We start from the raw sequence: 21971 nt of genomic DNA on the forward strand, positions 1-21971 counted from the left end.
CCCGGCGACTCGCCGACGGTAGGCTGGGATGTCGCGACAAACAACGGCCGCTACCACCGAACGGCTGGGACCACCAACGGCTAGGACGAAACCCACAGTGCAGACGCATGACATCCGGAAGCGCTTTCTGGACCACTTCATCAAAGCCGGGCACACCGAGGTGCCGAGCGCTTCGCTGCTCCTCGACGACCCCAATCTGTTGTTCGTCAATGCCGGCATGGTCCCGTTCAAGCCGTTCTTCCTGGGTGAGCAGACGCCCCCGTACTCGCGGGCGACCAGCGTGCAGAAGTGCGTCCGCACCCTCGACATCGACGAGGTCGGCATCACCACCCGCCACAACACCTTCTTCCAGATGGCGGGCAACTTCTCCTTCGGCGACTACTTCAAGCGCGAGGCCATCACCTTCGCCTGGACGCTGCTGACCAACAGCGTCGACGACGGCGGTTTCGGTATCGACCCGCAGAAGCTGTGGCCGACGGTCTATCTCGACGACGACGAGGCCGAGGCCATCTGGCGCGACGAGATCGGCGTGCCGGCCGAGCGCATCCAGCGACGGGGCATGAAGGACAACTACTGGTCGATGGGCGTCCCGGGTCCCTGCGGGCCGTGCTCGGAGATCTTCTACGACCGCGGACCCGAGTACGGCGTCGAGGGTGGGCCGGAGGCCGACGAGGACCGCTACATCGAGATCTGGAATCTCGTCTTCATGCAAAACGTCCGCGGTCCCGGGGGCGGCAAGGACAACTACGAGATCCTGGGCCCGCTGCCCAAGCAGAACATCGACACCGGTATGGGCGTCGAGCGCGTGGCCTGCATCCTGCAGGGCGTCGACAACGTGTACGAGACCGACCTGTGCAAGCCGATCATCGACCTCGCCGCGGAATTGTCCGGACGTGCATACGCCGCCGGTTCGCATGCCGACGACGTCCGGTTCCGGGTCGTCGCCGACCACGCGCGGACCTCGGCGATGCTGATCGGCGACGGCGTGCTGCCCGGCAATGACGGCCGCGGGTACGTCCTGCGCCGCCTGCTGCGTCGGGTCGTCCGGTCGATGCGGTTGCTCGGCGCCGGTGACAATCAGCCGACCATGGGCACGATCATCGGCAAGGTCATCGACCTGATGTCACCGTCATACCCCGAGCTGGAGACGCAGCGCCGGCACATCGTCGACGTGGCCGTGGGCGAGGAGACCTCCTTCTCCAAGACCCTGGCCGCGGGGTCGAAGCTGTTCGCCGACGCGGCGACCGCCACCAAGAGTGCGTCGCGTACGACCATCACCGGTTCCGACGCCTTCACGCTGCACGACACCTACGGCTTCCCGATCGACCTCACCCTGGAGATGGCCGCCGAGGCCGGTCTCTCGGTGGATCAGGAGGGCTTCACCGCCCTGATGGCCGAGCAGAAGCAACGCGCCAAGGCCGACGCGACCGCCCGCAAGACCGGGCACGCCGACCTGAGCGTCTACCGGGACTTCCTCGATCGCGGGCCGACCGAGTTCACCGGCTTCGACGAGCTGGTGTCGGAGGCGCGGGTGCTCGGCCTCGTCGCCGACGGCGCACGGCTGCCGGCGGCGTCGGCCGGCCAGGAACTGACGGTCGTCCTCGACCGCACCCCGCTCTACGCCGAAAGCGGTGGCCAGATGGCCGACGTCGGCACCATCACGACCGGGTCGGGAGTGCGCATGTCGGTGACCGACGTGCAGAAGGTCGGCAAGTCGGTGTGGCTGCACAAGGTCCGCATCGACGAGGGGGAGATCGAGGAAGGCGACGAGGTCCTCGCAGCGGTCGACACCGCGTGGCGTCACGGCGCCACGCAGGGCCATTCCGGCACCCACATGGTCCACGCCGCGCTGCGCGAGGTCCTCGGCCCCGGCGCGACGCAGGCCGGTTCGCTGAACCGGCCCGGTTACCTGCGCTTCGACTTCAACGCCAGCGGCCCGGTGACCGAGGCCCAGCGACGCGAGATCGAGGAGATCAGCAACGCCGCGGTCGAGGCGAACTATCAGGTCAACACGTTCGAGACGGGTCTGTCCGAGGCCAAGGCAATGGGCGCGATGGCGCTCTTCGGCGAGAACTACGGTGACGTCGTCCGCGTGGTGGAGATCGGCGGGCCGTTCTCCATGGAGCTGTGCGGCGGCACGCACGTGGCGTCGTCATCGCAGATCGGACCCATCACGCTGATCGGGGAGTCCTCGGTCGGGTCGGGTGTCCGGCGCGTCGAGGCCTACGTCGGCATGGACTCGTTCCGGTTCCTGTCGAAGGAGCGTGCGTTGCTGGCCGGCCTGGCGTCGTCGCTCAAGGTCCCGTCGGAAGAGGTGCCCGGCCGGGTCGAGCAGCTCGTCACCAAGCTGCGTGACGCGGAGAAGGAACTCGAGCGGGTACGTGCCGAGGCGGCCCGGGCCGCGGTGTCCGGTCTCCTCGACACGGCGACGACCGTCGGTGCCACCCTCGTCGTCGAGGGACGGGTGCCGGGCCTCGACGCCAACGGGTTGCGCTCGGTGGTGACCGACCTCCGCGGCCGAGTCGCCGACCGCCAGGCGGTGATCGCGCTGTTCTCGCCGAGCGGTGACGGACCGGATGCCAAGGTGCCGTTCGTGATCGCCACCACGGCGGCCGCCCGCGACGCCGGGATCAAGGCCGGTGACCTCGTCAAGGAGGTCGCGCCGTTGGTGGGCGGTCGTGGCGGTGGCAAGCCGGATCTGGCCCAGGGCGCGGGCACCGATCCCGCGGGGATCGACGCGGCACTGACGCGAATCCGCGAGTTCGTCGCCTGATGCCGGATCCGCACACCCGGGCCGACGGTCACCAGCGGACCCGCGGGCGACTCCTCGGGATTGACGTCGGAAGCGTCCGGATCGGCGTCGCCGTGTGCGATCCCGACGGCATCCTCGCCACACCGGTCGAAACGGTGCGTCGAACCCCTTCGCGCACAGACGATCTCGACCGCATCGCGGCGCTGGTCACGGAGTACGAGGCCGTCGGCGTGGTGGTGGGGCTACCGAAGACGCTCAAGAACACCGCGGGGGCGGCGGCCGAGACCGCACAGGAATTCGGGGACCGTCTCGCGACCCGGATCGACCCGGTGGCCGTGCATTGGCACGACGAACGTTTCACGACGGTGACCGCACAGCAGGCACTGCACGCCAGCGGCCGGACGGTGAAGTCCTCGCGCGCGGTGATCGACCAGGCCGCGGCGGTCGCTATTCTGCAGGGGTGGTTGGATGCGCGACGGTGAGTCAGGGGAGCCTCCGGTGACCGATGATCGGCGTCGCACCCGGCACCGAGACGGCCAGGGACGCCGTGCCGAGGGCATGGATCCCGAGCGTCTGCGGTACTTCACGCAGTCGGCCGACGGGTCGCCCCACACGCGGCACCGCCGCCGGCGCGCCGGTGGCGAGAATGCCGAACCGGCTCCCCGGCGCCCGGCCCCGCCGAATGTCCCGCCCGCCGAACAGGCGCGGCCGGTATCCGGCACGCCCGGCCCCCGCGCGACGCCGGTCCGCATCCCGCCGGGGCAGCCGCCCACCCCGCCGCCGGTGGCACCACCGCGGCCCGGTCCGCCGCAGCCCGGTCCGCCGCAGCCCGGTCCATCAACGGCTGCCGGGGGTCCTGTCGAAGACGACGTCGACACCGACTTCACCATGGCCCGTCCGGCCGCTCCGGCGCCTCCGGCCCGGGGTCCTCGCCCCGACGAATCTCGTTCTTTCCCGGACGATCACGCCGCGGAGGAGTTCACCGCTGCCGACTACGAGCCGGCGGGTCACGGGGCAGAACGCCATGACGCCGAGCTGTACGACACCGGGCGCTACGACACCGGTGGCCACGACGCCGGGCGTTTCGAGACCGGGCGTTTCGAGACGCCGGGCACCGCACGCCCGATCCGTGACGACGATCGCGTCGCCCGACGAGACCGGCGCTTCGACGAGCACGACGAGCACGACGACTGGTGGCCCGGCGCCGACGACACCGAACCCGACCAGCAACAGCGCCGTACGCCGCGCCGCAAGCGCAGCCGGGGCAAGCGTCGTGCGGTCCTCGCCGTCGCGATCGTCTTCATGCTCGCGCTGATCACCGGGGTCGGCTACTACGGTGTGCGCGCCACCGGCCTGCTCGAGTCGCGCAAGGACTACACCAACGCCGCCGGTTCCGGCGATGTCGTCGTCGACATCCCGGACAACTCCACGCTCGCCGACTTCGGCCGCATCCTCGTCGACGCCGACGTGGTGGGCAGCGTGCGGGCGTTCGTCGACGCCGCCGGTGGACAGCCGATGTCCGGCGGCCTCTACAAGATGCGCACCCAGATCCCGGCCACCACGGCCGTGGAGATGCTGACCGCCGACGGCGCCGTGCACCGCGTCGGGCGGGTGGTGATCCCGCCAGGGCTGCAGCTCGATTCGAAGACCGGTATCGACGGCAAGGTCACCCCGGGCATCTTCCAGCTCATCGAGAACGCCACGTCGTTCTCGTTCAACGGGCAGCAGGAGGGGGTGACGGTTGCCGACCTCGAGAAGGCCGCCGCCGAAACCACCCCGGCCGAGCTCGGTGTGCCCGCGTGGGCCGAACAGAACGTCGCCGAGATGACGGGCGATCACCGCCGGATCGAGGGGCTCATCGCGCCGACCACCTGGGAGCGCATCGAACCCGATCACACCGCCACGCAGATCCTGCGGGAGATGATCTCCAGCAGCGCGACGATGTTCGAACAATGGGGACTGCTCGACCGCAACAACTCCGGACTCGAGCCGTACGACACCCTGATCGCGGCGTCGATCGTCGAGCGCGAGGTCCGGCATGTCGAGGATGCGCCGAAGGTGGCGCGGGTCATCCGTAACCGCCTCGACCGCGACCAGCTGCTGCAGATGGATTCGACGCAGAACTACACGGCCGACATCACGAACATCGATGTCCACGGCGAGGCGTACAAGAACGACAACGAGTGGAACACCTACCGGTACAAGGGGTTGCCGCCCACGCCCATCGCGGCGGTCGGCGTGCCCGCCCTGGAGGCGATGCTCGACCCGGCGCCCGGCGGATGGCTGTACTTCGTCACCGTCGACACCGCCGGGACCACGTTGTTCGCGAACACCTTCGAAGATCACATCCGCAACCGCCAGGTCGCCTGCCGCAACAAGCTGGTGGCCACCGGCTGCAGCCAGTGAGCAGCGGACCCGCCATGAACACCGTGCCCGCCGACGTCCGCTCACCGCACGGTGACCACCGTCGGGCCGCGGTTCTGGGGTCGCCGATCACGCACTCGCGCTCGCCGCGTGTCCATCTGGCCGCCTACCGGGCACTCGGGCTGGTCGACTGGCGGTACGACCGGATCGAGTGCACCGCCGACCGTCTGCCCGAGATCGTCTCGGGAGCCGACGCCGACTTCATCGGGTTCTCGGTCACCATGCCCAACAAACGCGCTGCCCTCGAGTTCGCCACCGAACGCACCGAACGCGCCGAACTGGTCGGGTCGGCGAACACCCTGGTGCGCGTGGCGACCGGTTGGCGCGCGGACTGCACCGACATCGACGGCGTGTCGGGAGCGCTCACCGACCTCGCGGTCGACGCGGACCTCGCCGCCGGGACCTCGCCGGTCGCCGTGGTCGTCGGAGCGGGTGGCACGGCACTTCCGACCATCATGGCGCTCGCCGAGACGGGCATCACCGACGTCACGGTGGTCGCCCGCGACGCCGGCCGGGCCGCGCCCGTCCTCGAACTGTGTGAGCGGTTGGGGATGAACGGAGATGTCGTGCCCTTCGAACCCGCCGAGGCGCTGGCCCGAAGGTGTCGCGAGTCCGCGGTCGTCGTGTCGACGGTGCCGGCCGACGCGGCCGCGGTCCTGACGCCCGCCGTGGCGCGGGCACGCAAGGTCGTGGACGTGATCTACGACCCCTGGCCGACTCCGCTCGCGTCCGCGGTCGACGCGGCCGGTGGAACCGTGGTCGGCGGTCTGGTCATGCTCGTCAACCAGGCATTCCGACAGGTCGAGCAGTTCACCGGGCTGCCCGCACCCCGCGACGTGATGGTCGCGGCACTCACCGCCCACTGATTCCGGGGGAGCTCCGACTCCGTCCACAGGACGTGCCGGTTGTGGACGGGCGAGCGGTGCCGGTCGATCACCCCGACATGCTCGACCGATGGCCGAGTGCGTGATCCTGATCTGGCTGTCGGTCATCGCGGTGACCGACGCCGACACCCGCCGGATCCCGAACGTGCTCGTCTGGCCCGGTATCTGCGGTGCGGTGGGCGCGTGCGCAGTCCACCCCGGCGCGGCGGTGGCCGCGCTGGTCGCCGCGGCCCCGTACGCGCTCGCCTTCGGGATGCGATGGTGCGGCGGTGGGGACGTCAAGCTCGCCATCGCGTGCGGTGCGCTCACCGTACGGTGGGACGCCGCCCTGCTCGTGGTGGCGCTCGCCTCGGTCATCGCGGTGGGCACGGTGGTCGGCGATCGCGTGGGTCGCCGCGCCCCCGCCGGCCGCGGGTCGCATCCGCACGGACCCGCGCTCGTCGCCGCCACCATCGTGGTCGCCGGTCTGTTGTGACGCGTGCTACGCGTGGTTCGGCGGCGCCGCCGTCGGACCGGGCTCGGCAGCATGGAACAATCGATCACTGTGTTGCGCTGGATAACTGCCGGAGAATCCCACGGTCCCGCCCTGGTCGCCATCGTCGAGGGCATGGTGGCCGGTGTCGAGGTCACCTCGTCCGACATCGCCGGGCAACTGGCACGCCGCCGGCTCGGCTACGGCCGCGGTGCGCGGATGAAGTTCGAGGCCGACCAGGTCACCGTGCTCGGCGGGGTTCGCCACGGCCAGACCATGGGCGGCCCGGTCGCGATCGAGATCGGCAACACCGAGTGGCCCAAGTGGGAGACGGTGATGGCCGCCGACCCGGTGGACGCGGCCGAACTCGAGGGAAGCGCCCGCAACGCACCGCTGACGCGTCCCCGCCCCGGGCACGCGGACTACTCCGGCATGCTCAAGTACGGCTTCGACGACGCCCGTCCGGTGCTGGAGCGCGCGAGCGCCCGCGAGACCGCCGCGCGTGTCGCCGCGGGCACGGTCGCCCGCAACTTCCTCCGCCAGGTACTGGGCGTCGACGTCATCTCCCATGTCATTTCCATCGGCGCGAGCGATCCCTACGTCGGTCCGCCGCCGCGCATCGCCAACCTCGAGGCCATCGACGCCAGTCCGGTCCGGGCGTTCGACGCCGATGCCGAGAAGTCCATGATCGCCGAAATCGAGGCGGCGAAGAAGGACGGCGACACCCTCGGCGGCGTGGTCGAGATCGTCGCCACGGGGGTGCCCGTGGGCCTCGGCTCGCACGTGAGCGGCGACACCCGCTTGGACGCCAAGCTGGCGGCCGCCCTGATGGGCATCCAGGCGATCAAGGGTGTGGAGGTCGGCGACGGTTTCACCACCGCCCGCCGGCGTGGCAGTGAGGCCCACGACGAGATGGTGCCCGGTGCCGACGGCGTCCTGCGATCGACCAACCGCGCGGGCGGACTCGAGGGCGGCATGACCAACGGCGAGGACCTGCGCGTCCGGATCGCGATGAAGCCGATCTCGACGGTGCCGCGTGCGCTGTCCACGATCGACATGTCGACCGGGGAGACGGCCAGCGCCATCCATCAGCGTTCCGACGTCTGTGCCGTGCCCGCGGCGGGCGTCGTCGCCGAGGCGATGGTCGCGCTCGTCGTGGCCCAGGCCGCTCTCGAGAAGTTCGGCGGCGACTCGGTGACCGAGACCGGCGCGAATCTCGCCGCCTACCGGGCTGCCGTCGACGCGCGTCCGCCCCGGGCATGACCCAGCCCCCGGCACCCCCGACCCCGACGCGTCCGACGACCGGTCGCCGCCCGGCGGCCGTACTGATCGGTTTCATGGGAGCCGGGAAGTCCACCGTCGGTCGCATGCTCGCCGACCGGCTCGGCGTCGACTTCATCGACACCGACATCGAACTCGTCCGGCGCACCGGCCGCAGTATCCCGGAGATCTTCGAGTCCGACGGTCTCGAGGGGTTCCGGACTATCGAGGCCAACGTCGTCACCGATGTCCTGGACAACCACGGCGGGGTGGTGTCGCTCGGCGGCGGCGCGGTGACGACCGCCGGGATCCGCGAGGCACTGGCCGACCAGCGCGTCGTGTACCTGCGGGTGTCGCCCGAGCGCGGGTACGAGCGCGTGTCGGGTACCGATCGTCCTCTCTTGGCGACGGCCGACCCCGCCGCTCGGTACGCCGAACTGCTCGCCGAGCGGACGCCCGTCTACGAGGCGGTGTGCACCTTCGACGTCGACGCCGACCCCGACCCCGACGCGGTGGCCGACGCCGTGGTCGTCCAACTCGCCCGTGAACTGATGTGAGGAAGCCGAGTATCACCGTGAACGAACAGGCAGCGAACGAACCCATCGCCATCCGGGTCAACGCCGGCGCACCGTACGACGTGACCATCGGCCGGGGACTCCTCGGTGAGGTGGCCGCGGCCGCGCAGGGCGCCGACCGCATCGCGATCCTGTATCAGCCGCCGCTGGCCAAGACCGCCGAACAGATCCGAGAGTATCTGGCGGATAAGGGGTTCGACGCCCATCGCGTCGAGATCCCCGACGCCGAGGCCGGCAAGGACCTGTCGGTCGCGTCGTTCTGCTGGGAGGTGTTCGGCCGGATCGGCCTGAAACGCAACGACAAGGTCATCAGCCTCGGCGGGGGAGCCGCCACCGACCTCGCCGGGTTCGTCGCGGCGACCTGGATGCGCGGCATCGGGGTCATCCACATCCCGACGACCCTGCTGGCGATGGTCGACGCCGCTGTGGGCGGCAAGACCGGCATCAACACCGAGGCGGGCAAGAACCTCGTCGGCTCGTTCCACGAACCCGACGCCGTCCTGATCGACACCGGCACGCTCGAGACCGTCCCGCGCAACGAGATCGTCGCCGGACTCGCCGAGGTCATCAAGACCGGGTTCATCGCCGATCCGACGATCCTCGACATCATCGAGGCCGACCCCGCAGCCGCACTCGACCCGACGTCGCCGGTACTGCCCGATCTCATCCGGCGCTCGGTGCAGGTCAAGGCCGACGTGGTGTCGGCCGACCTCAAGGAGTCGTCGCTGCGCGAGATCCTCAACTACGGCCACACTCTCGGCCACGCGATCGAGCGCCGCGAGCGTTACCGCTGGCGTCACGGCGCGGCGGTGTCGGTGGGCCTGGTGTTCGCTGCCGAACTCTCGCGCCTGGCGGGCCGCCTCGACGACGCCACGGCGGACCGGCACAAGGCGATCCTTGATCTCGTGGGGTTGCCGACGACCTATGACCCGGATGCGTTCGCCGATCTCCTGCAGGGGATGGCGGGGGACAAGAAGAACCGTTCCGGCGTACTGCGTTTCGTCGTGCTCGACGGACTCGCCAAGCCGGGCCGGCTCGAGGGGCCCGACCCCGGCTTGATCGCCGCGGCCTATTCAGCGGTGGCCGGCGGCCCGGCGTCGAAGCGCACCTCGATACTGCTCTAGTCCAGCGCTGCACAAACCCACCCCTTTTCCGCAAACCCAGCCCGTCCGAGCGTGGTGGGTTTGTGGAAAAGGGGTGGATTTGCGGGTAGAGGGCCGGTCAAGACAACGTCAGCGGATCTCCCGAGTCGGGGCATCTGTGTCGGCGTGACGATTTTCGTGCACCGACCAGTCGTCGTCGGCTGCGCCCTTGTTCTGGTCGCGCCGGACGAGGAACCGGCCGATCGCCGCGCCGACGAAGGCCGGGACGAAGACGAGGAGTGCGGTAAACGACGCCCCGGCGATGAGCTCGATGAACAGGCTGGCCTGCCCGATGCCGGCCAGGACGACCGTGCCGAGGATCCAGGAGATCAACCCGGCGAGAACGCCGGCGAGGACACCGGCCTGCAGCCAGCGCACGGTCAGATCCTCGTAGTCATCGGGATCCGGGTTGGCGCGGGCGTCGCGGATGCCGTCGTAACCACCCCACACCAGGGCGATGAGCACGACGACCGCGATCGCGATGGTGCGCCAGATCGTCGAGTTCAGCGGCGCCTGCACCACGGCGAATCCCAGCAAGACGCGGGCGAGGACGTGAACTGCGGTCATCGTCAGACCGCGCACCAACCACGAAGACATGCGCGTCATCTTACTCACGGGTCTGGTGACCGCGGACACACCTGGTCGAAGTGGTCGGGTTCGCGCCGTTCGAGACCCCGCCGTAGCGTGGCGGGGGTGCCGATCAACCATGACACCGCAGGCCGCCGCGCCCGGTTGCGTGCCGAGCTGCGTACCGCGGACGACCCGGTCTCGTTCCTCGTCGTCTCCGACCTCGTCAACGTCCGCTACCTGACCGGGTTCACCGGCTCCAACGCCGCCGTGCTGATCGACGTCGACGATCCGGCCGGTGATCGGATCGCCACCGACGGCCGGTATCTCACCCAGGTCGCCGAACAGGTGCCCGACGTCGAGCCGATCATCGAACGCTCGGCGGCGCGCGCCCTCGTCGACCACGCCCGGGCCGCCGGGGCGGGTCGCGTCGGCTTCGAGGCCGACACCGAGACCGTGGCCGGGCACCGAGCGCTGTCCGCGGCTGTCGGGGACTCCGGGATCGAACTCGTCAGCACGACCGGTGTCGTGCAGAACCTGCGCGCGGTCAAGGAACCGGGAGAGATCGAGCTGCTCCGGGCGGCGTGCGCGATCGGGGATGCGGCCCTGGCGCAGATCATCGCCGACGGCGTCCTGCGGGCCGGGACGACCGAGCGGCAGGTCGCCCGGGCGCTCGAGTGGGAGATGTATCGCCTCGGGGCCGACGGGATCGCGTTCGAGACGATCGTGGCCGCCGGCGCGCACTCGGCGATCCCGCATCACCGGCCCACCCACACGGCTCTGGCGGACGGCGATCTGGTCAAGATCGACTTCGGCTCGGTGGTCGGCGGGTATCACTCCGACATGACCAGGACCTTCGTCCTGAGGCGCGCGGCGTCGTGGCAGCGGGACCTCTACGAACTCGTCGCCACCGCACAGGCCGCGGGCTGCCGGGCCCTCACGCCCGGCGCCGACCTGCGGGCGGTCGACGCCGCGGCCCGCGACGTGATCGCCGACGCCGGCCACGGCGAGAACTACGTGCACGGTCTCGGTCACGGAGTGGGACTCGAGATCCACGAAGCGCCGGGAATCGGCAAACTCGCGGCGGGTACACTGCCATGCGGTGCTGCGGTCACCGTGGAGCCCGGTGTCTACCTACCCGGATGGGGTGGGGTCCGGATCGAGGACACATTGGTGGTCACCGACGGCGACCCCGACCTGCTGACCGCCACCGACAAGACATTCACCGTCATCTGACTGCAAGGGAACGAAAACCACATGGCATCCACCGCCGACTTCAAGAACGGCCTCGTGCTGCGCATGGACGACCAGCTCTGGCAGATCATGGAGTTCCAGCACGTCAAGCCGGGCAAGGGCCCCGCGTTCGTGCGCACCAAGATCAAGAACGTGCTGAGCGGCAAGACGGTCGACAAGACCTTCAACGCGGGCGTCAAGGTCGAGACCGCGACCGTCGACCGTCGCGACATGACCTTCCTCTACAACGACGGCACCGACTACGTGTTCATGGACGCGCAGGATTACGAGCAGTTCTCCCTGCCGCCGGCCACCGTCGGTGACGGCGCCCGTTTCCTGCTGGAGAACATGACCGTGCAGGTCTCGCTGAACGAGGGCAACCCGTTGTTCGTCGAACTGCCGGTCACGGTGGAGCTGATCGTCGCCCAGACCGATCCCGGACTCCAGGGCGACCGTTCCACCGGCGGCACCAAGCCCGCCACGCTCGAGACCGGCGCCGAGATCCAGGTTCCGCTGTTCATCAACACCGGTGACAAGCTCAAGGTCGATTCGCGCGACGGCAGCTATCTCGGCCGCGTCAACTCCTGACCTGTGAAACAACCCGGAACCCGACACAAGGCGCGGCGGCGCGCGGTGGACCTGCTCTTCGAGGCCGAGGCCAAGAAGGTCAGTCCCGCGCAGCTCGTCGCCGAACGTCGTGAATACGTCCGCTCGGACGAGAGCGTCGGCTCGATCCACGACTACACCGCGACCGTGATCCAGGGACTCGCCGAGGACCAGGGTCAGGTCGACGCGGTCATCTCGTCGTATCTGCGCGACTGGACCCTCGAACGCCTCCCGGCCGTCGACCGCGCCATCATGCGACTGGCGACGTGGGAGCTGTTCAATTCCCTCGACGTCGACACGATCGTGGTCGTCGACGAGGCGGTCGAACTCGCCAAAGAACTCTCGACCGACGACTCACCGGCCTTCGTGAACGGCGTGCTGGCCAAGATCGCCGAGCTCGCGCCGCAGGTCCGCGCAGCCGCCTCCGCCGAACCCGGCGGGGCCGCACCCGGACGGCCGGAGCCGAACTGATCCGCACCGGGTGTGGCGTACGTCGCGGGAATTCGTCGGCGTCGCCGCCCGGTGTAGAGTGTCGCGAGACAGACATCCTTTAACGATCCGTCCTGCGAGGCGGAGAAGGAGGTCGGCCTTGGCCAGCCCCGCTCCCAGGGTGCTGCTCGATGCCGCTGACGTGTCGCGCACGATCGCCCGTGTCGCACACCAGGTGATCGAGAAGACTGCTCTGGACTCGCCCGACGCACCTCGCGTCGTCCTCATCGGAATCCCTACTCGCGGAACCTCTCTCGCCACCCGGCTGGGTGCCAAGATCAGCGAGTTCGCGGGTGTGGACGTGCCGGTGGGTTATCTCGACATCACGCTCTACCGCGATGATCTGCGCGGTAAGCCCCACCGCCCGCTCGAGCGGACGATGGTGCCGGCCGGTGGCGTCGACAGCGCCGTCGTGATCCTCGTCGACGATGTCCTCTACTCCGGACGGACGGTCCGTGCCGCGCTCGACGCACTGCGCGATCTCGGTCGTCCCGCGGCCGTGCAGCTCGCGGTCCTCGTCGACCGTGGCCATCGCGAACTACCTTTGCGCGCAGACTATGTCGGCAAGAACATCCCGACGGCCCGCGACGAACAGGTCTCGGTCCACCTCGTCGAACACGACGGCATCGACGAGGTCGTCCTCGCCTCGGCGTCGAGTTCGATTGCCGCGGAGAGTGATTCATGATGCGGCATCTGCTGTCGACGCAAGACCTCAGCCGTGACGATGCCACCGCCCTCCTCGACGACGCCGAACGTTTCGAGCAGGCCCTGACCGGGCGTGAGGTTCGTAAACTGCCGACGCTGCGCGGTCGCACGGTGATGACCGTGTTCTACGAGAACTCCACCCGCACCCGGGTCTCCTTCGAAGTCGCGGGCAAGTGGATGAGTGCCGACGTCATCAACGTCAGTGCTTCGAGTTCCTCTGCGGGCAAAGGGGAGTCGTTGCGCGACACGGCCAAGACCCTGCACGCGGCGGGCGCCGACGCGCTGATCGTCCGGCATCCGGCCTCGGGTGCGCCGGCCCAGATCGCCGACTGGACGACCACGCCCGACGGCGACGGTCCCGCGGTGATCAACGCCGGCGACGGAACGCACGAGCATCCCACGCAGGCGCTCCTCGACGCGTTGACCCTGCGACAGCGGCTCGGTTCGCTCGAGGGCAGGCGGATCGCGATCGTCGGCGACATCATCCACTCCCGCGTCGCTCGGTCGAACGCCCACCTGCTCTCGACGCTCGGCGCCGAGGTCGTCCTGGTGGCGCCCCCGACGCTGCTGCCGGTCGGGGTGGACCAGTGGCCGGTGAGCGTCTCGGGAAGTCTGGACGCCGAACTGCCGGCCGTCGACGCCGTCATGATGCTCCGCGTCCAGGCCGAACGCATGAACGGCGGGTTCTTCCCGAGTGCCCGCGAGTACTCGGTCCGCTTCGGGCTCAACGATCGTCGAATGGCGTTGCTGCCCGACGACGCCGTGGTCCTGCATCCCGGACCGATGTTGCGCGGCATGGAGATCGGCTACTCGGTGGCCGATTCGCCGAAGGCAACCGTGCTGGAACAGGTCCGCAACGGCGTGCACGTGCGGATGGCGGTCCTGTTCCGACTGCTCGTCGGGTCCGATTCCGCGGGAGCGCACCTGTGACCGCCCACCACACCGTGTCAGGAGATGAGCAGTGACCGCCGCCACCGGGTCCGTACCAGCGACCGGATCGGTCCTCCTCAGGGCCGTCCGTCCGTACGGCGAGGGAGAGCCGATCGACGTCCTGGTCGTCGACGGCGTCATCAGTGAGATGGGTGCCGCGGTCACCGCACCCGACGGCACCGAGACGATCGACGGCAAGGGCGGCGTGCTGCTGCCGGGGTTCGTCGACCTCCACACCCACCTGCGGGAGCCGGGCCGCGAGGACACCGAGACCATCCGGTCGGGTTCGGCAGCCGCCGCGCTCGGCGGTTACACCGCGGTCTTCGCGATGGCCAACACCAGCCCGGTGGCCGACAACTCGACCGTCACCGACAACGTGTGGCGGTCCGGACGTGAGGTCGGACTCGTCGACGTGTACCCGGTCGGCGCCGTGACCGTGGGTCTGGCCGGCAAGCAACTCGCCGAGATGGGCATGATGGCCGCCGGTGCCGCCGGCGTACGGATGTTCAGCGACGACGGCAAGTGCGTCGACGATCCGCTCCTGATGCGCCGCGCGCTCGAGTACGCGACCGGGCTCGGCGTCCTCATCGCACAGCACGCCGAGGAGCCGCGGCTGACCGTCGGTGCCGTCGCCAACGAGGGGCCGACGGCCTCGCGCCTCGGTCTGGCGGGCTGGCCGCGTGCCGCCGAGGAGTCGATCGTCATCCGCGACGCCCTGCTCGCGCGCGACGCCGGGGCGCGCATCCACATCTGTCACGCCTCGACCGAGGGCACCGTCGAATTGCTGCGCTGGGCGAAGGACCAGGGGATCGCGATCACCGCCGAAGTGACCCCGCATCACCTGCTGCTCGACGACTCCCGCCTCGAGACGTACGACCCGGTCAACAAGGTGAATCCGCCGCTGCGCGAGGTCCGCGACAAAGAGGCGTTGCGACGGGCGCTGGCCGAGGGGATCGTCGACTGTGTGGCCACCGACCACGCCCCGCACGCCGCGCAGGAGAAGTGCTGCGAGTTCGCCCAGGCCAAGCCCGGCATGCTCGGCCTACAGACGGCACTGCCGATCATCGTCGAGACCCTCGTCGAGCCCGGCCTGCTCGACTGGCGCGGCGTCGCGCGTGTGATGAGCGAGCGTCCCGCGCAGATCGTCGAACTCACCGATCAGGGGCGTCCGATCGAGGTCGGCGAGCCGGCGAACCTGGCCGTCGTCGACCCGGACACGTCCTGGGTGGTGCACGGTCCCGAGCTGGCGAGCCTGTCGGCCAACACCCCGTTCGAGTCGATGACCATGCCCGCCACCGTCACCGCGACGGTGCTACGCGGCGTGGTGACGGCCCGCGACGGGCAGGTGACCCGATGACCGCGAGACCCAGGCGTGGACTGGTACCGGCGGTCCTCGCGGTGCTGGTGGTCGCCTCGGTGATCGCCTCACTGCTCGGATACGGCAAAATCGTATTCAACGCGTGGTTCATCGGCGTGGTCGCACTGCTCGCCCTCGGGGTGGCGTCGGTGTTCTACCTGCTGGCAACCGGGAATCGGAAGAAGACCGCGGCGCAGGCCGATGTGATCGGCATGCTTCCGACGATCCCCACCGAGCCGGGCGCGGTACTCAGAGGTCCAGATACCGGCCTCTACCTCGGCAGCACCATCGCGCCGAGCTGGCAGAACCGGGTGACCGTCGGCGACATCGGCGACCGGGCGTCCTCGGTGCTGACCGAGTTCGAGACGGGTGTCCTCATCGCGCGCCAGGGAGCCAGTGACCTCTGGATTCCCCGGGAATCGATCACCGCGGTCCGAACCGAACGCGGCATCGCGGGCAAGGTGATGACCGCCGACGGCGTCCTCGCCATCCGCTGGGTCCTGCCCAGCGGCACCGAGATCGACTCCGGGGTGCGCGCCGACGACAAAACGATCTACCCCGGCTGGGTGAGCGCCTTCGCCGGGACGCATGACAGTGGACACGGGCCACAGGGACAAGGGGCACAGGAATGAACACAGCGGTCTTGGTGCTGGAGAACGGCCAGGTGTTCACCGGCCGGAGCTTCGGCGCAGTCGGCGAGACCCTTGGCGAGGCGGTGTTCTGCACCGCGATGACCGGCTATCAGGAAACCCTGACCGATCCGAGCTACCACCGGCAGATCGTGGTCGCCACGGCGCCGCAGATCGGCAACACCGGCTGGAACACCGAGGACGGCGAGAGCACGGGCAGCGCCGGGAGCACCGGGGTCGACGGTGACTCGGGCAAGATCTGGGTCGCGGGGTATGCGGTTCGCAACCCCACCCGACGAGTGTCCAACTGGCGTGCGACGACCTCCCTCGACGAGGAACTGGACCGTCAGGGCATCGTCGGGATCGGCGGTATCGACACCCGCACCGTGGTGCGCATCCTCCGCGACCACGGGTCGATGAAGGCCGGTATCTTCTCCGGCCCGGCGCTCGCCGACACCGACGAACTGGTCGCCCGCGTGCGCAACCAGCCGGACATGAAGGGTGCCCGGCTGGCCGATGAGGTCACCACCGACAGCGGTTACGTGGTCGAACCCCTCGACCAGCACCGGTTCACGGTGGCCGCCATCGACCTGGGGATCAAGACCAACACGCCGCGGATGTTCGCCGAACGCGGCGTCCGCACCCACGTGCTGCCCGCGACCGTCGCGCTCGACGCCATCGCCGACCTCAAGCCCGACGGGGTGTTCCTCTCGAACGGTCCCGGCGACCCGGCCACGGCCGACGACATCGTCGAACTCACGCGCGGGGTGCTCGGCCAGGACATCCCGATGTTCGGCATCTGCTTCGGCAACCAGATCCTGGGCCGCGCGCTCGGCCGGTCGACCTACAAGATGAAGTTCGGACACCGGGGCATCAACATCCCGGTCGTCGACCACGCCACCGGCAAGGTCTCGATCACCTCGCAGAACCACGGCTTCGCGCTCGAAGGCGAAGCGGGCGAAGAGTTCGACTCCGACTTCGGCCGCGCCCGGGTCAGCCATGTCTGCGCCAACGACGGCACCGTGGAGGGCGTCGAGCTGCTCTCCGGCCGCGCCTACTCGGTGCAGTACCACCCCGAGGCGGCCGCCGGTCCCCACGACGCCGCCTACCTGTTCGACAAGTTCGTCACCCTGCTCGAAGGGGACAAGTCCCAAGGAGCGAGTGCCTGATGCCGCGCCGCGAAGACATCAACCACGTCCTGGTCATCGGGTCCGGGCCGATCGTCATCGGTCAGGCCTGCGAGTTCGACTACTCCGGCACGCAGGCCTGCCGGGTCCTCAAGGCCGAGGGCCTGCGGGTCAGCCTGGTGAACTCCAACCCGGCCACGATCATGACCGATCCGGAGTTCGCCGACGCCACCTACATCGAGCCGATCACGGCCGAGTACGTGGAGAAGGTCATCGAGGCCGAGCGCGACGCCGGGCATCCCATCGATGCCGTGCTGGCGACCCTCGGCGGCCAGACCGCGCTGAACACCGCGGTCGCGCTGCACGATCGCGGCTCGCTGGAGAAGTACGGCATCGAGCTGATCGGCGCCGACTTCGATGCCATCCAGCGCGGCGAAGACCGGCAGATGTTCAAGGACATCGTCGAGAAGGTCGGCGGGGAGAGCGCGCGGTCCCGCGTCTGCCACACCATGGACGAGGTGCGGGACACCGTCGCCGAACTCGGGTTCCCGGTCGTCGTCCGGCCGTCGTTCACCATGGGCGGTCTCGGCTCGGGCATGGCCTACGACGACGAGGACCTCGACCGGATCGCCGGCGGCGGTCTCGCCGCCTCCCCGACGGCGAACGTCCTCATCGAGGAGTCGATCCTCGGGTGGAAGGAGTACGAGCTCGAGCTCATGCGCGACAACCGCGACAACGTGGTGGTCGTCTGCTCGATCGAGAACCTCGACCCGGTCGGTGTCCACACCGGCGACTCGGTGACCGTCGCCCCGGCGATGACGCTCACCGACCGCGAGTACCAGATCATGCGCGACCTCTCCATCGACATCCTGCGCGAGGTCGGCGTCGACACCGGTGGCTGCAACATCCAGTTCGCCCAGGACCCGCGCGACGGCCGCCTCGTCGTCATCGAGATGAACCCGCGGGTGTCGCGGTCGTCGGCGCTCGCGTCGAAGGCCACCGGCTTCCCGATCGCCAAGATCGCCGCGAAGCTCGCCATCGGGTACAGCCTCGACGAGATCGTCAACGACATCACCAAGGAGACGCCGGCCTGCTTCGAGCCGACGCTCGACTACGTCGTGGTGAAGGCTCCGCGGTTCGCGTTCGAGAAGTTCCCGGGCGCTGACGACACCCTCACCACCACGATGAAGTCGGTGGGCGAGGCCATGAGCCTCGGTCGCAGCTTCGCCGAAGCACTCGGCAAGGTCATGCGGTCGCTGGAGACGAAGGCCGGCGGCTTCTGGGCCGAGCCCAACCGTCCCGACCCGGCGACCGTCGACCTGCCCGCACTGCTCGAGGACATCAAGACCCCGCGCGACGGCCGGTTGTACAAGCTGATGCTCGCCTTCGAGGCCGGCGCGACGATCGAGGACCTCTACGAGGCCACCGCGATCGATCCCTGGTTCCTCGCCGAGATCGCCGGCATCGCCGCGCTCGGAGCGGAGATCCGCGACGCCGACACACTGGACGAGCCGTTGCTGCGCGAGGCCAAGTCCACCGGCTTCTCCGACCGTCAGATCGCCGCTCTGCGTTCAGATTTCGCCGACGAGGCAGCCGTTCGCGCCCACCGGATCGGGCTCGGCGTACGGCCGGTCTACAAGACCGTCGACACCTGCGCGGCCGAGTTCGAGGCGAAGACGCCGTACCACTACTCGAGCTACGAACTCGACCCCGGGGCGACCAGTGAGATCGCGCCCCAGACGGAGCGCCCGAAGGTCCTGATCCTCGGTTCGGGCCCCAACCGCATCGGTCAGGGCATCGAGTTCGACTACTCGTGTGTGCACGCCGCGCTGACCCTGTCGGACGCCGGGTACGAGACCGTCATGGTCAACTGCAACCCGGAGACGGTGTCCACCGACTACGACACCGCCGACCGCCTGTACTTCGAGCCGCTGACCTTCGAGGACGTGCTCGAGGTCTACCACGCCGAATCGCAGTCGGGCACCGTCGAGGGTGTGATCGTCCAGCTCGGTGGCCAGACGCCGCTCGGTCTCGCGCACCGTCTGGAGGAGGCCGGGGTGCCGATCGTCGGCACCAGCCCGGCGGCCATCGACCTCGCGGAGGATCGCGGCGAGTTCGGCAAGGTGCTGACCGAGGCGGGGCTCCCGGCCCCCGCGTTCGGTACCGCGACGAGCTTCGACGAGGCCCGCGACACCGCCGCCCGGATCGGGTACCCGGTGCTCGTCCGGCCGTCGTATGTCCTCGGTGGACGCGGCATGGAGATCGTCTACGACGAGAAGTCCCTGGAGGACTACATCTCTCGCGCGACCGAGCTGACCCCGGATCATCCGGTACTGGTCGACCGGTTCCTCGAAGACGCGGTCGAGATCGACGTCGACGCCCTCTGCGACGGCGACGAGGTCTACATCGGCGGCGTGATGGAGCACATCGAAGAGGCCGGAATCCACTCCGGTGACTCGGCGTGCGCGTTGCCGCCGGTCACTCTCGGCCGAGCCGACCTCGAGATGGTGCGGACCTCGACCGAGGCGCTCGCCAAGGGCATCGGCGTCAAGGGTCTGCTCAACGTCCAGTACGCACTCAAAGACGACATCCTCTACGTGCTCGAGGCCAACCCGCGTGCGAGCCGGACGGTCCCGTTCGTCTCCAAGGCCACCGCGGTGCCACTCGCCAAGGCGTGTGCGCGCGTCATGCTCGGTGCGTCGATCGCCGATCTGCGGGAGCAGGGCATCCTGCCCGCCACCGGCGACGGCGGCGAGGCTCCGGCGACGGCGCCGATCTCGGTGAAGGAAGCTGTGCTGCCGTTCAACCGGTTCCGTCGCCATGACGGCAGCGGGGTCGACAACCTGTTGAGCCCGGAAATGAAGTCGACCGGTGAGGTCATGGGCATCGACGCCGACTTCGGTCGCGCATTCGCCAAGTCGCAGACCGCCGCCTACGGCTCGCTCCCGACCAGCGGCAAGATCTTCGTGTCGGTGGCCAACAAGGACAAGCGGGCGCTGATCTTCCCGGTGAAGCACCTCGCCGACCTGGGGTTCGACATCCTGGCCACCGAGGGAACCGCGGATGTGTTGCGCCGTAACGGGATCAGGTGCGAGACAGTGCGCAAGCACTTCGAGGCCGCCGAGGGGCAGCGCACGATCGTTGACATCATCCGAGCCGGCGAGGTGACGATGGTGATCAACACCCCGTACGGCAACTCGGGGCCCCGTGTCGACGGCTACGAGATCCGGAGCGCCGCGGTGTCGGTGAACATCCCGTGTATCACCACGGTGCAGGGTGCCTCGGCCGCCGTGCAGGGCATCGAGGCCGCGTTGACCGGCGACATCGGGGTGCGGTCACTACAGAACCGGCACGCCGACCTGGCCGGCCGCTCGTGACGGACGCGTCCGGGTTCGGCGGCCGCTACACGCGGGCGGTCGCCGAGCGCGGGCGTCTGTGCGCCGGGATCGATCCCCACGCCGCATTGCTCGAGGAGTGGGGCCTGTCGGTGGACATCGACGGGCTGTCGGCGTTCGCCGACATCTGCGTCGAGGCACTGGGTCCGGTGGCAGCCGTCATCAAGCCTCAGGTCGCCTTCTTCGAGCCGTTCGGGTCCGCGGGGTTCGCGGTACTGGAACGCGTCATCGCGGGCTGCCGCGAGGCGGGCGCCCTCGTCATCGCCGACGCCAAGCGCGGTGACATCGGTTCGACGATGGCCGCCTACGCGCAGGCCTGGTTGTCCGAGTCGTCGCCGCTGTGCGCCGACTCGGTCACCGCGTCTCCCTACCTGGGGTACGAATCCCTGCGCCCCGCAGTGGATCTCGCGCGGCCCGGGGAGCGCGGTGTCTTCGTGCTGGCGCGGACGTCGAACCCGGAGGGTGGCGAGCTCCAGCGGGCACAGGTGGGGGAGCGGACGGTCGCGCAATCGATCGTCGACGCCGCGGCCGCCGAGAACACGGACGGGACCGCGACCGTCGGTCTGGTCGTCGGGGCGACACGTGAGCACGGGCTCGATCTCGCCGGCCTCCGCGGCCCGATCCTGGCCCCCGGGTTGGGTGCCCAGGGTGCGACGGCCGCCGACCTGCCGATCGTGTTCGACGGGGCCGACCCGGCCTGGGTGCTGCCCGCCAGTTCCCGCGGCGTGCTCCGAGCCGGGCCCGATGCCACCGCCCTGCGCGACGCTTTCGTCCGCACCCGGGACGAGGTCGAGGCCGCGCTGGGCTGAGGTGTCCTGAAGCGTCTCGGCGCCCAGTCTTTCGCTGGTCGAACTCGGATCCGGTAGCCGGACTCACGGTGTCTCGGCCGGAACTGGTCTGAGCACAGGCATTTCCAGGGTCGTGTCAGAGACGAGCGGGTCGTCGCGCCGAACCAACGGGTGCCCGTCGGTGTCGATTACAGGGCACGAGCCTGCTCCGGCAGCCTGCCTTGGGTGTGGTCCGTCGAAGAACACGTAGTGACCGTCGAAACCGGAATCCGGATCACTGCTGCCGAAGCCGTCAAAACAAACCCCGGTCGTACCTGCCAGCTCGTTCAGGTCGGCACTGCTGGTACCACCGGCAACAACGACAACGCGGTCCCAAGGTCCCCCCGACCACCCCGCCTGCCGCGCGATCTCGTCGAGACTCGTCGTGGCGCCTGGGGTTGCGGCCAATTTCTCGGCCACTGCCAGGAAGTCGGCAGTCGGGCCGAGTGGTTGTTCGTCACTCCACAGATGGAACTGGCGGGTGCACTCCTGGCCCGGTTCGTCGTCAGGCCTCGGCAACGGCAAGCAGCCGGCTACCGACATCGCCAAGAATCCGATGACAGTCCACGCAGCGACCTGACGAACGCGGCGGCAGGA

Annotated in this window: 20 protein-coding genes; 18 read left to right on the top strand and 2 right to left on the bottom strand. The window is 69.3% G+C overall.

What is annotated here, in order from left to right; all coding sequences use genetic code 11:
* The first annotated feature begins 97 nt into the window (after positions 1–97).
* From alaS to aroB, 8 genes are all read left to right on the top strand, one after another.
* Complete coding sequence (gene alaS, locus Q9R39_RS17380) at positions 98–2773, top strand: alanine--tRNA ligase (RefSeq protein ID WP_165630136.1); 2676 nt, start codon at positions 98–100, stop codon at positions 2771–2773.
* Positions 2773–3234: a Holliday junction resolvase RuvX gene (ruvX, locus tag Q9R39_RS17385; RefSeq protein ID WP_165630135.1), complete on the top strand. Its 462-nt coding sequence runs from the start codon at positions 2773–2775 to the stop codon at positions 3232–3234. Before alaS ends, ruvX begins: the two co-directional genes overlap by 1 nt.
* A complete protein-coding gene (mltG, locus tag Q9R39_RS17390; RefSeq protein ID WP_247452000.1) occupies positions 3221–5158 on the top strand; it encodes an endolytic transglycosylase MltG in 1938 nt (645 codons plus the stop codon). The genes ruvX and mltG overlap by 14 nt, the downstream gene beginning before the upstream one ends.
* A 14-nt stretch (positions 5159–5172) precedes the next feature.
* Entirely contained in the window at positions 5173–6042 is an 870-nt protein-coding gene (locus Q9R39_RS17395; protein WP_058250337.1) for a shikimate dehydrogenase, read from the top strand.
* 88 nt (positions 6043–6130) lie between these two features.
* Positions 6131–6535 carry an A24 family peptidase gene (locus tag Q9R39_RS17400; RefSeq protein WP_058250338.1) on the top strand — a complete coding sequence of 135 codons (405 nt, stop codon included), beginning with the start codon at positions 6131–6133 and terminating at the stop codon, positions 6533–6535.
* Positions 6536–6586: 51 nt separating this feature from the next.
* Positions 6587–7795: a chorismate synthase gene (aroC, locus tag Q9R39_RS17405; RefSeq protein ID WP_311277878.1), complete on the top strand. Its 1209-nt coding sequence runs from the start codon at positions 6587–6589 to the stop codon at positions 7793–7795.
* A complete protein-coding gene (locus Q9R39_RS17410) occupies positions 7792–8349 on the top strand; it encodes a shikimate kinase (RefSeq protein WP_311277879.1) in 558 nt (185 codons plus the stop codon). The genes aroC and Q9R39_RS17410 overlap by 4 nt, the downstream gene beginning before the upstream one ends.
* Positions 8350–8366: 17 nt before the next feature.
* Positions 8367–9491 (top strand): 3-dehydroquinate synthase, encoded by a 1125-nt coding sequence (aroB, locus tag Q9R39_RS17415; RefSeq protein ID WP_311277880.1) that lies wholly within the window; start codon positions 8367–8369, stop codon positions 9489–9491.
* A gap of 108 nt (positions 9492–9599) precedes the next feature.
* Here the strand turns inward: aroB and Q9R39_RS17420 are convergent, their stop codons facing one another.
* Positions 9600–10106, bottom strand: a complete 507-nt coding sequence (locus Q9R39_RS17420; protein WP_058250561.1) for a B-4DMT family transporter — start codon at positions 10104–10106, stop codon at positions 9600–9602.
* A gap of 96 nt (positions 10107–10202) precedes the next feature.
* Here Q9R39_RS17420 and Q9R39_RS17425 point away from each other — a divergent pair, with 96 nt between their 5' ends.
* From Q9R39_RS17425 to pyrF, 10 genes are all read left to right on the top strand, one after another.
* Complete coding sequence (locus Q9R39_RS17425; protein ID WP_311277881.1) at positions 10203–11312, top strand: aminopeptidase P family protein; 1110 nt, start codon at positions 10203–10205, stop codon at positions 11310–11312.
* A 21-nt stretch (positions 11313–11333) separates the two neighbouring features.
* Positions 11334–11897, top strand: a complete 564-nt coding sequence (gene efp / locus Q9R39_RS17430) for an elongation factor P (protein WP_058250342.1) — start codon at positions 11334–11336, stop codon at positions 11895–11897.
* 3 nt (positions 11898–11900) lie between these two features.
* Positions 11901–12386 (top strand): transcription antitermination factor NusB, encoded by a 486-nt coding sequence (nusB, locus tag Q9R39_RS17435; RefSeq protein WP_058250343.1) that lies wholly within the window; start codon positions 11901–11903, stop codon positions 12384–12386.
* Positions 12387–12504: 118 nt separating this feature from the next.
* Entirely contained in the window at positions 12505–13089 is a 585-nt protein-coding gene (gene pyrR, locus Q9R39_RS17440) for a bifunctional pyr operon transcriptional regulator/uracil phosphoribosyltransferase PyrR (protein WP_311277882.1), read from the top strand.
* The gene (locus tag Q9R39_RS17445) at positions 13089–14039 is read left to right on the top strand and encodes an aspartate carbamoyltransferase catalytic subunit (RefSeq protein ID WP_311277902.1); all 951 of its coding nucleotides are present in this window, start codon (positions 13089–13091) and stop codon (positions 14037–14039) included. Before pyrR ends, Q9R39_RS17445 begins: the two co-directional genes overlap by 1 nt.
* Positions 14040–14070: 31 nt before the next feature.
* The gene (locus Q9R39_RS17450) at positions 14071–15396 is read left to right on the top strand and encodes a dihydroorotase (RefSeq protein ID WP_311277883.1); all 1326 of its coding nucleotides are present in this window, start codon (positions 14071–14073) and stop codon (positions 15394–15396) included.
* On the top strand, positions 15393–16028 hold the full coding sequence (locus Q9R39_RS17455) for a hypothetical protein (protein WP_311277884.1): 636 nt from the start codon (positions 15393–15395) through the stop codon (positions 16026–16028). Before Q9R39_RS17450 ends, Q9R39_RS17455 begins: the two co-directional genes overlap by 4 nt.
* Positions 16025–17194 (top strand): glutamine-hydrolyzing carbamoyl-phosphate synthase small subunit, encoded by a 1170-nt coding sequence (carA, locus tag Q9R39_RS17460; protein WP_311277885.1) that lies wholly within the window; start codon positions 16025–16027, stop codon positions 17192–17194. Before Q9R39_RS17455 ends, carA begins: the two co-directional genes overlap by 4 nt.
* The gene (gene carB / locus Q9R39_RS17465; protein WP_311277886.1) at positions 17194–20529 is read left to right on the top strand and encodes a carbamoyl-phosphate synthase large subunit; all 3336 of its coding nucleotides are present in this window, start codon (positions 17194–17196) and stop codon (positions 20527–20529) included. The genes carA and carB overlap by 1 nt, the downstream gene beginning before the upstream one ends.
* Positions 20526–21356, top strand: a complete 831-nt coding sequence (pyrF, locus tag Q9R39_RS17470) for an orotidine-5'-phosphate decarboxylase (protein ID WP_311277887.1) — start codon at positions 20526–20528, stop codon at positions 21354–21356. The genes carB and pyrF overlap by 4 nt, the downstream gene beginning before the upstream one ends.
* 63 nt (positions 21357–21419) lie before the next feature.
* Here pyrF and Q9R39_RS17475 read toward each other — a convergent pair whose 3' ends face one another.
* Entirely contained in the window at positions 21420–21917 is a 498-nt protein-coding gene (locus tag Q9R39_RS17475; RefSeq protein WP_311277888.1) for a hypothetical protein, read from the bottom strand.
* Between the last annotated feature and the right edge of the window lie 54 nt (positions 21918–21971).

The organism is Gordonia sp. AC31 (genome assembly GCF_031844505.1).
GTDB lineage: Bacteria > Actinomycetota > Actinomycetes > Mycobacteriales > Mycobacteriaceae > Gordonia > Gordonia hongkongensis.